The 13,727-nt window shown below is 71.5% G+C and carries 10 protein-coding genes; 5 read left to right on the top strand and 5 right to left on the bottom strand.

The features are described from left to right. A partial coding sequence (locus tag GTY56_RS23380) for a CHAT domain-containing protein (protein WP_161367292.1) occupies positions 1-1,400 on the top strand: 1,400 nt, incomplete at its 5' end. Positions 1,401-1,444: 44 nt separating this feature from the next. On the opposite strand, the gene GTY56_RS23375 is transcribed toward GTY56_RS23380, so the two are convergent. After that, positions 1,445-3,166 (bottom strand): LuxR family transcriptional regulator AbsR2, encoded by a 1,722-nt coding sequence (locus tag GTY56_RS23375; RefSeq protein WP_161367291.1) that lies wholly within the window; start codon positions 3,164-3,166, stop codon positions 1,445-1,447. Between the two features lie 553 nt (positions 3,167-3,719). Then, entirely contained in the window at positions 3,720-3,797 is a 78-nt protein-coding gene (locus GTY56_RS41620) for a 50S ribosomal protein bL37 (RefSeq protein WP_370443954.1), read from the bottom strand. 371 nt (positions 3,798-4,168) lie between these two features. Between GTY56_RS41620 and GTY56_RS23370 the strand changes: the two genes are divergently transcribed. Further along, a complete protein-coding gene (locus GTY56_RS23370; RefSeq protein ID WP_161367290.1) occupies positions 4,169-6,724 on the top strand; it encodes a GH32 C-terminal domain-containing protein in 2,556 nt (851 codons plus the stop codon). A 148-nt stretch (positions 6,725-6,872) separates the two neighbouring features. On the opposite strand, the gene GTY56_RS23365 is transcribed toward GTY56_RS23370, so the two are convergent. The 3 genes from GTY56_RS23365 to GTY56_RS23355 all read right to left on the bottom strand — a co-directional run bounded on the left by GTY56_RS23365 (position 6,873) and on the right by GTY56_RS23355 (position 10,454). Continuing rightward, positions 6,873-9,044 carry a TerD family protein gene (locus GTY56_RS23365; RefSeq protein WP_161367289.1) on the bottom strand — a complete coding sequence of 724 codons (2,172 nt, stop codon included), beginning with the start codon at positions 9,042-9,044 and terminating at the stop codon, positions 6,873-6,875. A gap of 93 nt (positions 9,045-9,137) precedes the next feature. Continuing rightward, positions 9,138-9,440, bottom strand: a complete 303-nt coding sequence (locus GTY56_RS23360) for a putative quinol monooxygenase (RefSeq protein ID WP_161367288.1) — start codon at positions 9,438-9,440, stop codon at positions 9,138-9,140. Between the two features lie 33 nt (positions 9,441-9,473). Beyond that, entirely contained in the window at positions 9,474-10,454 is a 981-nt protein-coding gene (locus tag GTY56_RS23355) for a carbohydrate kinase family protein (RefSeq protein ID WP_161367287.1), read from the bottom strand. A 250-nt stretch (positions 10,455-10,704) separates the two neighbouring features. Between GTY56_RS23355 and GTY56_RS23350 the strand changes: the two genes are divergently transcribed. From GTY56_RS23350 to GTY56_RS23340, 3 genes are all read left to right on the top strand, one after another. Then, entirely contained in the window at positions 10,705-11,721 is a 1,017-nt protein-coding gene (locus GTY56_RS23350; RefSeq protein ID WP_161367286.1) for a sugar ABC transporter substrate-binding protein, read from the top strand. A 143-nt stretch (positions 11,722-11,864) separates the two neighbouring features. Continuing rightward, positions 11,865-12,878, top strand: coding sequence for an ABC transporter permease (locus GTY56_RS23345; protein WP_161367285.1), 1,014 nt, complete (start codon positions 11,865-11,867; stop codon positions 12,876-12,878). Beyond that, positions 12,875-13,711: an ATP-binding cassette domain-containing protein gene (locus GTY56_RS23340; protein WP_161367284.1), complete on the top strand. Its 837-nt coding sequence runs from the start codon at positions 12,875-12,877 to the stop codon at positions 13,709-13,711. Before GTY56_RS23345 ends, GTY56_RS23340 begins: the two co-directional genes overlap by 4 nt. The last annotated feature ends 16 nt before the right edge of the window (positions 13,712-13,727 follow it).

Below are 13,727 nucleotides of genomic sequence, written 5' to 3'. Positions count from 1 at the left end.
GGGCGCAGGCCGCCGGGTCGGCCCGGGGCGTGCTGGAGGCCTGCCGGCGGGGCCTGGACGTGCTGGACGACCACCGGATGACGCTGGGTGCCGCTGAGCTGCGGGCGCGTGCCACCGAACAGGGCGCGGAACTGGCGGCGTTGGCGCAGGGGGCCAGTCTGGTCTCCGGCGGGCCGCGGCGGCTGCTGGTGTGGAGCGAGCGCTGGCGGGCCACGGCGCTGTCCACCCCGCCGACGCGGCCGCCCGCCGACCCGGAGCTGCTCAGCGGCATGACCGCCTTCCGTGAGATCGCCTCGCGTGCGGAGGCCGCCCGGCTGGAGGGCCGGCCGGTGCCGGCGCTGGAGCGGGAACAGCGGCGCCTGGAGCGGGAGATCCGCTCCCGGACCCTGCACATCCGGGGCGAGGCGCTCGGGGACGGGGCCCGGTTCGACGTCGGCCGGCTGCTGGAGCACCTGGGTGACGAGGTGCTGCTGGTGGAACTCGCCGTGCTCGGGGGCCGAGTGCAGGTGCTGCTGTGCGGGCGGGGACGGGTGCGGCGGTTCGAGGCCGGGCTGCTCGCCGAGGCGGAGACCGAGGCCGAGCACGTCCAGGCGGGGCTGCGGCGGCTGGCCCACCCCGGGGCGGAGGCCCGGCTCCCTGTGGTGGAGGCGACGGGGCGGCGGCTGGAGGAACTGCTCCTCGGACCGGCCGCCGCGCACCTGGGCGGCGGTCCGGTGGTGATCGTGCCGCCGGGGCGGCTGCACCGGGTGCCGTGGGCGTTGCTGCCGTCGCTGCGGGAGCGGGTGCTCAGCGTGTCGCCGTCGGCGGGCAGCTGGCTGCGGGCACGGGAGACCGCGCCGCCGCCGGACGGCTGCCATGTACTGGTGCGCGGCCCGGGCCTGGCGACCGGCGGTGCCGAGGTGCCCGAGCTGGCCGGCCGGTACGGCTGCGCGACGGTTCTCGAAGGGGACGGGGCGCGGGTGCCGCGGGTGCTGGAGGAGCTGGACGGGGCCGCGCTGGCGCACATCGCCGCACACGGCACGTTCCGCGCGGACAGTCCGCTGTTCTCGTCCCTGCGGATGGCCGACGGGCCGATCGTCGTGCACGACTTCGAGCGGCTGGACCGCAGCCCTTACCGGATCATCCTGTCCTGCTGCGACACCGCCCGCCTCGCCTCGGTCGGCGCCGATGAACTTCTGGGCCTGGTCACGGCGTTGCTGCCGCTGGGCACGGCCGGGGTGGTGGCGTGCAGCGCACCGGTCAACGACGCCGCGGTGGTGCCGCTGATGCTGGCGCTGCACAAGGGTCTCGACGCCGGCCTGTCCCTGGCGGAGGCGCTGCGCGACGCCCGCGCCGCCCAGCCGGACGACGCCCTGCACCAGGCCACGGGGTGGGCGTTCTCGGCGTTCGGGGCGGCCTGACCCGTCCCCTGTGCGGGTCAGGCCGCCGGTCCTGGATGTCCGGTTCAGGCCGGCTGGGCCTGCGGCACGTGGGCCGTCCACGGCAGGGCGCCGCGGTCGCTCGCGCCGAGCCGGGCGTAGGCGCTGTACAGGTGGTTGCCGACGGTGCGGACCGACAGGGTGAGGCGTTCGGCGATCTGCCGGTTGGTCAGACCGGCCGCGGCGAGGGTGACGATCTGCCGCTGCCGGGCGGTGAGCTCGCCGAGGACCAGCCCGGACAGCGCGGGCGTGCGGGCACCCTGGCAGCGCCGGGACAGGGCGACGGCCCGGGTACGGGAGTGCCGGGCGGCGCGCGGGTCGCGGTGGGCGCGTACGGCCTGGGCGTGTGCCTCGGCGGCGAAGAGCAGGAAGCCGCGCCGCTCCAGGTCCCCGGCCACGGCGTCCAGGTCCGGGCCGTCGCCGCGGGTGAGGGCGTCGGCGTGCCGGGCGAAGACGCCGTCGAGCCGGTCGGCGGCCTTCTCGGGGGCGCCGAGGCGGACGGCGTCGTAGGGGTCGGTGAAGTCCTCCGGGCCGAGATCGCCCGGGCTGTCCACCGTCGCCGATGCGCGGTGGAGTTCCGCCCGGCAGGAGGCGTGCGCGGGTTCGCTCCGCAGGCCTTCCCGGGCCCAGGCCGCGGCCTCCCGCACCTCCCCGCGCAGCCACGCGTAGCGGGCGCGCACGGCGGCGTACCCGCCCGGCAGGGGGCCGCCCTCGGCGATCTGCCACTCCCCCACCGGCCCGGCCGTCGACCGTACGTCGGCCCGCTCGATCCGGCGGATCAGGGCCGCGCACTCGGCGTCGAGGGCGGCGGCGCACTCCTGCGGTGCCCGGGCCAGCCGACGGGCCCGCAGCCGGCCCGCCGCGGCCCGGAGCACCGGCCCGTACAGGGGGTGGGCGAGCCGGACGGCCCCGTGGTCGTCGACCTCGATCAGGCCGTCCGACTCCAGCGCTTCCAGAGCCCCGAGGTCCAGGTCGTCCAGGTCCGGCGGCAGGGGCTCGGCGAAGGCGAGGCGGTCGAGGGTCTCCCGTGCGAGCGGGCAGCTCCGGCCGAGGACGGGGGCGGTGCGTTCTCGTACGGCCGTGGTCAGCGGGCCCGGGCCCCGCCACGCGCGTTCGCCGGTGCCCGGGACCGGGGTCAGCTGCCCGCGCACCGCACCCAGCAGATCGCGCAGCAGCCGCAGGTCGCCCCGGCTCAGGCGGTGCAGCCGGTTGAGGGTGAGCACGTCGAGAGGGCCGGCGCCGACCGTGAGCAGCCGGCCGGTCTCCTCCTCCGGCAACGGCTCCAGCGCGAGACGCGGCAGGAGTTCGCCGGTCCACAGCCGGGAGACCGCGCCGGGCACGGGCGCGCCCTCGGTGGCGACGACGAGCAGCCGGGTGCGCCCGTGCACGGCGAGCTGATGGACCAGGGCGGCGGAGGCGTCGTCGAGAAGGTGCGCGTCGTCCACCAGCAGCGTGCGGACACCGGACAGCAGTTGGACCGCGCGGGGCAGGGTGACCGACTCGGGCAGCAGATGCGCGAACGCCGCGAAGGGGATGGCCCGGCTCTCGGGCGTGCCGGCCGCCCGGGCACAGTCGGTGCCGCGGACCGCCTCGTTGACCAGGCGGGTCTTCCCGCAGCCCGCCGGGCCCGTCAGCACGATGCCGCGCCGCACGCCGGTCAACGACCTGCGGACCAGCTCCAGTTCGTCCTCCCGCCCGGCGAACGGCCAGGGCAGCTCCAGCGTCGTCGCGTCCCTCTCGTAAGTCATCACACAGACATGAGCGCGGCTACTCACCTTTGATACAGGGCGACTTGAGTAGCCCCCGACTCAGGCGCCGGGGGTGGGCCGCGGTGCAGGCTGTGGCCCATGACCGCACGCTTCTGCTCGCCGGCTCGGTCGTCGGCGCCCGCCTTCGCACCGGGGCCGGCGACCGAAGCCGGGCGCACCAGCTGCTGAGCCACAGTCCGGCACCGGGGGAGCGGTCGAGGACGTCGCCCATGGGGGTGGGTGACGTCCTCGACCACGCCATGTGCCCGGGGCGCGGCTCTCGCGGGCCGCGTGAGCCGCGCAGGCGCATGCGCCGCCACCCGCTCGGTCACGCTGAAGTCCGCCGGGGCAGGTGCCACGGTCGACGTCCGTTTCACCCAGCGCAATGGCTCGCGGCTGCGGGGAGACGGAGCCCGCGCCCGGCCGACGCGCTCGGGCGGGTGTTCCGGCTGCGACCGCACCGGCGACCGTGAAGCCGTGAAGCCGCTGCGAACGTGAACGGGTGGGTGGCAGATGCCACCCACCCGTTCACGTCGGCGCGCCCGCAGGAGTCTCAGGACTGCGGACGGCTGCCGTGGTTCGCGCCGTTCTTACGGCGGGCCTTCTTCTTGCGACGTCGCTTCGAGGACATCGGACCTCCTCTTTCCCGGCTTTCGGTCACATGACTACAGAGCCACTTTCCAGCCGACGCGAACGCAAACACACACGCTGCGAATGCACACGGGTGGCCCAGGAATCCGATGGCCCTTGCCCGGTCGGCAGGCGGTCGGCCGACACCCCGACTCCCCCAGGGCGCCCCGGACCAAATCACTTCCGGACCGTTGACGCGGCCACGTGACTGCGTCTCATAATCGGGCAGCCACTGTCATCGATGACACAAGTCAACGATGACACCTCGGGCGACGGCGGGGAAGCCTTCGTCGGGCCGGGGTGCACTTCTCGGCCGTCGCGCAGGGTTCTTCCATCACCGCCGCGTGGACGGCCGCGGGACAAGGAGCCGCTATGAGCCGTGTACGCATATCCCGGCAAGCCCGCATGCGAATGGCGACGGCGGTGACCGTCTGCGCTCTGTCGGCCGCCCCGCTCACCCCCGGGGCCGTCGCAGCCGACGCCCCGGCGTACACCGAGACCTACCGGCCCCAGTTCCACTTCACCCCGCAGAAGAACTGGATGAACGACCCCAACGGCCTCGTGTACCACCAGGGCGAATACCACCTCTTCTACCAGTACAACCCGAACGGCAACTCCTGGGGCGACATGTCCTGGGGGCACGCGGTGAGCAAGGACCTCGTGCACTGGGAGGAGCTGCCGCTCGCCCTCGCGCACGACGACGAGGAGATGGTCTTCTCCGGCAGTGCGGTCGTCGACCGGGACAACACCACCGGGTTCGGCACGAAGGAGAACCCGCCCATGGTGGCGATCTACACCAGCGCCTACAGAGACGGCGGCAAGCAGGCCCAGTCGCTCGCCTACAGCACCGACCGGGGCCGTACCTGGACCAAGTACCAGGGCAATCCCGTGATCGACATCGGGTCCCGGGACTTCCGTGACCCCAAGGTGCAGTGGTACGCGCCGACCAAGAGCTGGCTGATGACCGTATCGCTGTCGGCCGAGCACAAGGTGCTGTTCTACTCGTCGAAGAACCTCAAGGACTGGGAGCTTCAGAGCGAGTTCGGGCCGGCCGGCGCGGCGGGTGGTGTGTGGGAGTGCCCCGACCTGTTCCCCCTCGCGGTCGACGGCGACGAGAAGAACATCAAGTGGGTCCTGGTGGTCAACCTCAACCCGGGTGGCATCGCGGGTGGTTCGGCCGCCCAGTATTTCGTCGGCGACTTCGACGGCAAGAAGTTCACCCCTGAGGACAAGGGCACCTACACACCGCCCACGGGCGACGTCGTGCAGGACTTCGAAGGAGCCGGCTTCGGTGACTGGACGGCGACCGGGACCGCGTTCGGAGGAGGGCCGGCGACCGGTGCGCTGGACGGGCAGGGAACCGTCTCGGGCTTCGACGGCAAGGGTCTCGCCAACAGCTTCCACGGCGGTGACGGCGCGACCGGCTCCCTCACCTCCCCCTCCTTCACCGTGACCAGCCCCTACCTGAACTTCAAGATAGGCGGCGGGCGGCACCCGCACCAGGCAGGTACCGTCCTGGACGGCACTCCGCCCGAGGGCACGGTCCTCGCCGACTTCGAGGGCGGAACGTACGGCGGCTGGACGGCGACCGGGGACGCCTTCGGCACCGCACCGGCCACCGGCACCCTCCCCGGCCAGCAGCAGGTCTCCGGATACCTGGGCAGCGGCCTGGTCAACACCTTCCGCAACGGCGACTCGACCACCGGCACCCTCACGTCGCCCGAGTTCACCGTCGACAAGAAGCACATCAATTTCCTCATCGGCGGCGGCAACCACCCGGCCGGCTCGGCCAACCCGACCTCCGTCGAGCTCCTCGTGGACGGCCAGGTCGTGCGCAGCACCACCGGGAAGGACTCCGAGGCACTCAACTGGGCTTCGTGGAACGTCGGGGACCTCGCCGGCAAGAAGGCGCGGATCCGGATCGTCGACGACAACACCGGCGGCTGGGGCCACGTCAACGTCGACCACGTCGTCATGTCCGACAACCCGGCCCAGCGCGTCTCCCAGGAGACGTCCGTCAACCTGATCGTCGACGGCAAGGTCGTCCGCAGCGCGACCGGCACCGACAGCGAAACCCTGGACTGGGCGTCCTTCGACATGCGCCCGTTCGCCGGCAAGACGGCGCAGATCCAGATCCTCGACATGAACACCGGCGGCTGGGGCCACGTCCTGGCCGACCGGTTCACGGCGGCCGGCAAGCCCGCCGAGTCCGTCGTGCAGCGCGCCGACTGGGCCGACTACGGCAAGGACTATTACGCGGCCGTGTCCTGGGAGGACGCGCCGGGCGGCAAGCGCTACATGATCGGCTGGATGAACAACTGGGACTACGGCCAGTCCGTCCCCACCTCACCGTGGCGCGGCGTGCAGAGCGTCCCGAGGGAGATGGCCCTGCGTACCGTCGACGGCCGGATCCGGCTGACCAGCAAGCCGGTGGGCCCTCTGGAGTCCCTCCGGCGGGCGAACCCGGCCAAGGCGTCCGGCGTCACCGTCGCAAGCACCACGAAGTCCCTGTCCGGCCTCGGGGCCAAGGGCAAGGCGCTCGACATCGAGGCGACCTTCTCCCTCAAGGACGCGGACCGCTTCGGCCTGAAGGTCCGCACCGGTGCGGGCGGCGAGGAGACCGTCATCGGTTACGACACCGCCGGCCAGGAGCTGTACGTCGACCGCAGCCGGTCCGGCGCGGGGGACTTCAGCAGCACCTTCCCCGGGGTGCAGACCGCACCCTTGAAGGCCGAGAACGGCAAGGTCAGGCTGCGCATCCTCGTCGACTGGTCGTCCGTGGAGGTCTTCGGCGGCCGTGGCGAGGCCGTGATCACCGACCAGATCTTCCCCGACCCCTCCAGCACCGGCGTCGAGGTGTTCGCCGAGGGAGGCACCGCCACCCTCGACAACCTCCGTGCCTGGCAGCTGAAGTCCATCTGGCGGTGACGAGCCGCCGGCGTACGAGAACCGGGAGGCGCCGCCACGGGCGCCTCCCGGCCGGAGTCGAGGGCGAGGAAAGCGAAGGAACTTGAGCCCAGGGAAAGTGAATGAGAAGGAAGCCCCTTCATGGCCTCGCCGTCGGCAACGCTAGCACTCAGGCCGGGATCAGGTCGCGCAGATTTCCGAGGGTGATGATCCGGGAGTCCGGGTGCAGCCCCTCGGGACGTTCGAGACCGATGTACGTCACGGGTTCCCCCGGGACCGGCCCGCCGTCCCACAGGGCCACGGCCGTGGCGTCGTGGGACATCAGGTCGATCAGGTACCTCATCGTCAGCTGCTCGCGCTCCACGAGGGCACGCACCACCTTGGACACCGACACCTGGTTCTCCTCGACCCGGTTGGCCTCCGAGATGCCCTTCAGATACAGGTGCAGCCACTTCGCACGCCACGTGCCGTCGTTCCCACGCCGGAAGACCAGAGGCAGTGCCACCCGGCCGACCCCACGCAGCTCCGACTTCATCCGCACCGTGCGCGGCTCGAAGGGACGGCCCTTCTGCTCACCGTCGCGCAGCATGAACCCGAAGAACGACTCCTCGGCCTCCTCGAAGCTCTCGCCCGCGTAGATGTTGACCTGCGGAACGATGTACGTGCTGCGCACCTGGTCCAGGGACAGGTCGATGAACTCCGAGGCCCCGTCGGGCGCCTCGGTGACATCGCCCGAGTGCTTGCCCCCGACGGCCTTGAGCGCCGTGTAGGAGAGCCAGGAGTCGGTGCTGTAGTCACGGTGCAGAAGCAGGGCCGACAGGTCGTAGTCGGTGCGGACCTGCGTCTGCTTCCAGTGCACGAAGAAGCGCAGCAGTTCGCCCTCGACCCGCGAGACCGAACCCCGCGGCAGTACGCCGAACCCGGCAGCCGTCGCCCTGCCGCTGAGAGGGAGCGCCACGTCGAGGACCTCGGGGTCGAGCAGCAGCCGGCCCGGCGCCGGGAGCCGGCGGCGCATCTCCGCGTCGAGGGCGGCGATCAGACGATCGCGGTCCGCGGCCGGTACCGGAGGCCGGCCGTCTGCTGCCGCCCAGGCCCGGCCCCGGCGATTGACGAAGATGCGGGGTTCGCCGGACTCCCGCTCCCGGTTGTGGAAGTGCTCGCGGACCGAGAGGACCACCCGGCCGGAGACCTCGGGAGCGACCTCCACCGCGGCGGCCACCACCGCGTCCCGCTCCTCCTGGCCGGCGGCGATGCGCAGCAGGAGGTCCAGGGCGCGGAACAGCTTGCCGGGAGCGGACTTCAACAGCTGCACCGCACCGGTGACGTCGTACGCGTCGAGCAGCTTCTCGACGCGGCTGTCGAAGGACCGTGCGTCCTTCTCACCCCGGGCCACGGCGAACACGTCGGCGGCGTGCGGCCAGCGCGGGTACTCGTGCGGATGAAGACGCTCGCCGAGGCGCTTGAAGGGCTCCCGGTGCGCGTGCACATCGGCGAGCTTCGCCGGGTTCGCCGCGACCAGCGCGTCGAGGCCCGCGAGCAGCCCCCGGCGGACCGGCCGCGGCAGCGTCCGGAACCGCGTCGGCTCCCGGAGCGTGACGTCGCCGCCCGACAGGGCGCAGGCCAGACGCAGCACATCGGTGACGGTGTCCAGCAGGAGGCCGGCGCCGGCGCCGAGGCGGGCCTCGTTGACGACCGCCCGGTTCTCCCGGACGGGGATCGACTCCGGCTGGGGGCCGGGGGCGCATCGCTCGGCGAGGATCCTGAGGTCGCGCAGGTGGTCCTCGCCCAGGGGCGTCGTGCTGCCCGCCAACGCCAGGTAGAGGTCGGTGAGTTCGTCGTCCAGGTCCCGTCCGAGGTGCAGGACGGTCACCCGGTCCCCCGCCGAGGCGATCAGCTCGTCCTGTGCCGCGAGCATCTCCTCGTAGGTGTGCTGGTAGCGGCCGTACGCCGGGAGGCTGAGCAGGTTCAGGACCCCGTGCTTCAGCTGTGCCAGGACGTTCCCGCGCGAGGTGTCGTCGGCGAGCGCCTTCGTCACGCAGCGCATCCAGAACTCCTCGGTGTCCGGCACGTTCGCCGGGAAGTCGATGAAGTAGGAGTTGTGCCGGACGTGGTCGCCCACCATCTCGCTCACGGTGGCCAGCGTTCGCCGGGCGGTGTGCACGACCGCGGCCTCGGACAGCCCTGACAGCCGCTCCAGCAGCTCGGCGGAGAGCTTGAAGCCCACGGAGGTCAGCGCCGCGTCGAGCTGCCGGGCGGCGGTGGCGCCTTCCCCCGCGGAGCCCTTGGGGGAGGGCAGGCGATGGGTGTGCCGGATGACCAGCGATTCGAAAATGTGCGCCATTCGGGGATGATCGCAGAGGTGCGCGAGGCGACGCACCGGAGTTTTCCGCGACGCCGTGCCCGGCTCCGGGGAGCGGGCATCGGCCGACTCCCGTCAGGTGTGCGCGGCCAGCGGGTCGAGGAACGTCAGTACCGAGGCGTCCTCCTCGATCAGCGGAGTGAGGGCGGTGTTGAACGGGCCGCCGTACGGGGCGTTCAGGTGTGCCTGGAAGGCGTCCTCGTCCCGGTACACCTCGAAGATCCAGTAGGCGCGGGGGTGGGCCGCCTTGGTGTACACGTCGAAGGCCAGGTTGCCCTCCTCCTCGCGCACCTTCAGGGCGTACTCCTGGATGAGGCGGGTGACCTCGTCCTCCGTTCCCTCGCGGGCGGTGAACTCGGCGAGCAGGGTCTTCGTCATGGTCTTTCCTTCCTTGTCCGTGGGGTTCGGGATTCAGGGGGCGGGGTCGAGGTGCGGGACCGTGGAGGCGTCCGGCGTGAGCTGTGGCAGCTCGTCCCGCCAGGGCGGGTTGGGTCCGGCGACCGAGCAGGTCAGGGCTGCCACCTTCACGGCGAACAGGCAGGCCGCCTCGACGTCGGTGAGGCTCAGGTCCGTCAGCCTGCCGCCGAGGAGTCCGTGGGTGCCGAGGTGGTGCAGCAGGCCCGCCGTGAAGGAGTCCCCCGCACCGACCGTGTCGACGACCGGTGTCGCCACCGCCGGCACCTGCACGCGCTCCCCGTCGAGTGAGGCCAGGGCTCCGTCGGCGCCGCGCGTGATGACCACCAGCCGTGCCCCCGCGGCGTGCCAGGTGTCGCACGCCTGCTCGGGCGGTGTTCCGGGCAGGAGGAGATCCAGGTCGTCCTCGCTCAGCCGCAGCACGTCCGCGAGGGCGCACCAGTGCGCCAGCCGGGCGCGGTAGACCTCGGGGCGCACCAGGAGCGGGCGGACGTTGGGGTCGATGCTGATGGTGGCCCTCGGGGCGGCGGCTGCCAGGAAGTCCTCCACCACCGCCGCTCCCGGTTCTCTGACCAGGGCCAGCGAACCGGTGTGCACGCAGGCGGTGTCGGCCACGTCCACCCCGGACAGTTCCGCCCTCGTCCACTGCCAGTCGGCGGTGGACTGGGCATGGAAGGAGAACGCGGCCTGGCCCTGGGCGTCCAGTTCGGCGACGGCGAGCGTGCTGGGTTCGGCGGCCTCCACGGCGTGCGAGAGGTCCACCCCGGAAGCCGCGAGGTGGGCCCGGAAGAGGCGGCCGAACACGTCGCCGGACAGCCGTGCGAGGAAGCGGGCAGGGGTGCCCAGGCGGGCCAGGGCCACCGCCGTGTTGGCCGGCCCGCCGCCCGGCAGGACGCGCAGGGCGAGTTCGTTCGGGGCAGGTGCGGGCTCGGTGAACGCGTCGGCGACGCATTCACCGAGAACGGTGATCCGGCTCATGGGCTGCTCTTCTCTGGGACGCGCGGAGCGGAAACGGGCATGACCCGGGCACGCCGGTGAACGGCTTCGGGGCGGGCGGCCGCCGAGGGACGTTGCCGATTTGTGACGGGTGCAAGGCATTGACGTTGCCGGTGAGCGGAGTCCATCATCCTCGCCAAGCAGTGTCAACGATGACATCAGTCATCGTTGACATCGCGGGACGGCAGGCCTAGCTGCCGACCACCCGCCCGACATCCCGCTGGAGTCGTTCATGTCACGCACCTCTCGTCTGCCCTCCTCCTTCCTCAGAGCTGCCGCGTGCGCTGGTATCGCGGCCCTCACCCTGACCGCCTGTGGATCCGGATCGGGATCGGGCAGCGCGAGCACCGGTTCGGGCGAGGTCAAGGTCGGTTTGATCACCAAGACGGACACCAACCCGTTCTTCGTCAAGATGAAGGAGGGCGCGGAGAAGACCGCGAAGGCCGAGGGCGTCAAGCTCATGACCGCGGCCGGCAAGTTCGACGGCGACAACGCCGGGCAGGTCACCGCGATCGAGAACATGGTCGCCGCCGGCGTGAAGGGCATCCTGATCACCCCGAGCGACTCCAAGGCGATCGTGCCCGCGATCGAGAAGGCCAAGGCCAAGGGCGTCCTGGTCATCGCCCTGGACACCCCGACCGAGCCGGAGAGCGCGGTCGACGCCCTCTTCGCCACCGACAACCTCAAGGCCGGCGAGCTGATCGGCGAGTACGCCAAGGCCGCGATGAAGGGCAAGACCGCGAAGATAGCCGCCCTCGACCTCGCGCCGGGTGTGTCCGTCGGCATCCAGCGGCACAACGGTTTCCTCAAGGGCTTCGGCGTCACCGACAAGGACGTCGCCTGTGCCCAGGACACCGGCGGCGACCAGTCCAAGGGCCAGACGGCGATGGAGAACTGCCTCCAGAAGGAGCCCGGCATCAACGTCGTCTACACCATCAACGAGCCCGCCGCGCTGGGCGCGTACACCGCGCTCAAGGCCAAGGGCCGGGAGAAGGACGTCCTGATCGTCTCGGTCGACGGCGGCTGCACCGGCACGAAGGCCGTCAAGGACGGCAAGATCGCCGCGACCTCGCAGCAGTACCCGCTGAAGATGGCCGCCGAGGGCGTCAAGGCCGTCGTGACGTACGCCAAGGACGGCAAGAAGGCGTCGGGTTACACCGACACCGGGGTCACCCTGATCACCGACAAGGCACAGGACGGGGTCGCTTCGAAGGACACCGCCTACGGCCTGGACAACTGCTGGGGCTGAGCCGCCGGCTCCTCGCTGCCACCGTTCGACACCTCTCGGCGGGGCGGCCGCCCCTCCTCCCCGGCCCGGGGCGGCCGCCTCCTCGTCCTCCTGCCGCCCCGAAGGGACGGACAAGGACTTCTGTCTTCCGACAAGGACCTCGCATGACTGCCACGTCCACACCACCCTCCACGTCCACGCCGTACGCCGATCTCAAGGCGCCGACCACGGTCCGCAGACTGCTCACCCAACCGACCACCGGCCCGCTGATCGCCCTCCTCCTGGCCTGTGTCTTCTTCTCCGTCTCCACCGACCAGTTCCTCACCGGCGGGAACTTCTCGCTGATCGTCCAGCAGGTCATGGTCGTCGGCACGCTGGCCATCGGCCAGACGCTCATCATCCTCACCGCGGGCATCGACCTGTCCTGCGGAGCGGTGATGGCGTTCGGCAGCATCGTGATCGCGAAGATGGCCGCCGAGGGTTCCCTGCCGCCGCTCGCCGCGATCGCGCTGGGCCTGGCCGTCTGCGCCGGCTTCGGCCTGCTCAACGGGGCCCTGGTGCAGAAGGTCCCGCTGCCGCCCTTCATCGTCACCCTCGGCATGCTCAACGTGGCGTTCGCGCTGACGCACATCTACTCCGAGGAGCAGACGGTCAGCAACCTGCCCGGCCCGCTGACGGCCCTCGGGCAGACCTTCCCGCTGGGCAAGACCGACATCACCTACGGCTCGCTGGTCACGATCGCCCTGTTCCTCCTCCTCGCCTACGCGCTGAGCAGCACCGGCTGGGGCCGGCACGTCTACGCGCTGGGCAACAGCCCGGAAGCGGCGCGGCTGAACGGCATCCGCACCTCCCGGCTGACCATCGGCGTCTACACCGTGGCCGGTCTCCTCTACGGCATCGCCGCCCTGCTGCTCATCTCCCGCACGGGCGTGGGCGATCCGCAGGCCGGTCAGACCGACAACCTCGACAGCATCACCGCCGTGGTGCTGGGCGGCACCAGCCTCTTCGGCGGACGCGGCTCGGTCCTGGGCACGTTCATCGGCGTCCTCATCGTCGGCGTGTTCCGCAACGGGCTTCAGCTGATGGGTGTCGCCTCCATCTACCAGACCCTGATCACCGGTGTCCTGGTGATCCTCGCGGTGACCGTCGACCAGATCTCCCGGAGGAAGGCCCGATGACGACGACCACCGCCCAGACGCCCGTGCTTCAGGCTCGCGGCCTCGTCAAGCGCTACGGCCAGGTCACCGCCATCGACGGCGCCGACTTCGACCTGATGCCCGGCGAGGTCCTCGCCGTCATCGGCGACAACGGCGCCGGCAAGACCAGCCTCATCAAGGCCCTCACCGGCGCGGTGGTGCCGGACGAGGGGGAGATTCGCCTCAACGGCAGGCCGATCCAGTTCTCCGGCCCGCAGAGCGCCCGCGCCCACGGCATCGAGACGGTGTACCAGGACCTCGCCGTGGCGGCGTCCATGGACATCGCCTCGAACATGTTCCTCGGACGTGAGCTGCGCCGCCCGGGCGTCCTCGGCAGTGCCTTCCGCATGCTCGACAAGAAGCGCATGCGCCAGGAGGCGGCCGAGCACATGGCCGACCTGAAGATCGGCCTGCGCTCGCTGACCCAGTCGGTCGAGACCCTCTCCGGCGGACAGCGGCAGGCCGTGGCGGTGGCCCGCGCGGTCGCCTGGGCGCGCAGCGTCGTCGTCATGGACGAACCCACCGCCGCCCTCGGCGTCAAGGAGTCCGGCCAGGTCCTGGACCTGATCCGCCGAGTCCGCGACAAGGGGATGCCGGTCGTCCTGATCAGCCACAACATGCCGCACGTCTTCGAGATCGCCGACCGGATCCACGTCCACCGGCTGGGCCGGCGCGCCGCCGTGATCAAGCCGTCCGACTACTCCATGGCGGAGGTCGTGGCCATCATGACCGGCGCACTCACCGTCGACGAGGCTGGAGATACTGTCGTAGCGGATTCCGAGGCCGCGAAGGCCGCCGGAGTACAGGCCACCTGACAGCGCAACCCCGCTC

Origin of the sequence: Streptomyces sp. SID5643 (assembly GCF_009872555.1) — a bacterium.
Lineage (GTDB): Bacteria > Actinomycetota > Actinomycetes > Streptomycetales > Streptomycetaceae > Streptomyces > Streptomyces iakyrus.
Note: the sequence above shows the minus strand (reverse complement) of the source record. Positions and strands in the feature narration are given on the sequence as shown.

Coding starts and splice junctions, on each gene's coding strand:
- GTY56_RS23375 (WP_161367291.1), bottom strand. CDS start 3,166: ATGACTTACGAGAGGGACGCGACGACGCTGGAGCTGCCCTGGCCGTTC.
- GTY56_RS23350 (WP_161367286.1), top strand. CDS start 10,705: ATGTCACGCACCTCTCGTCTGCCCTCCTCCTTCCTCAGAGCTGCCGCG.
- GTY56_RS23345 (WP_161367285.1), top strand. CDS start 11,865: ATGACTGCCACGTCCACACCACCCTCCACGTCCACGCCGTACGCCGAT.
- GTY56_RS23340 (WP_161367284.1), top strand. CDS start 12,875: ATGACGACGACCACCGCCCAGACGCCCGTGCTTCAGGCTCGCGGCCTC.
- GTY56_RS23355 (WP_161367287.1), bottom strand. CDS start 10,454: ATGAGCCGGATCACCGTTCTCGGTGAATGCGTCGCCGACGCGTTCACC.
- GTY56_RS23370 (WP_161367290.1), top strand. CDS start 4,169: ATGAGCCGTGTACGCATATCCCGGCAAGCCCGCATGCGAATGGCGACG.
- GTY56_RS23360 (WP_161367288.1), bottom strand. CDS start 9,440: ATGACGAAGACCCTGCTCGCCGAGTTCACCGCCCGCGAGGGAACGGAG.
- GTY56_RS23365 (WP_161367289.1), bottom strand. CDS start 9,044: ATGGCGCACATTTTCGAATCGCTGGTCATCCGGCACACCCATCGCCTG.
- GTY56_RS41620 (WP_370443954.1), bottom strand. CDS start 3,797: ATGTCCTCGAAGCGACGTCGCAAGAAGAAGGCCCGCCGTAAGAACGGC.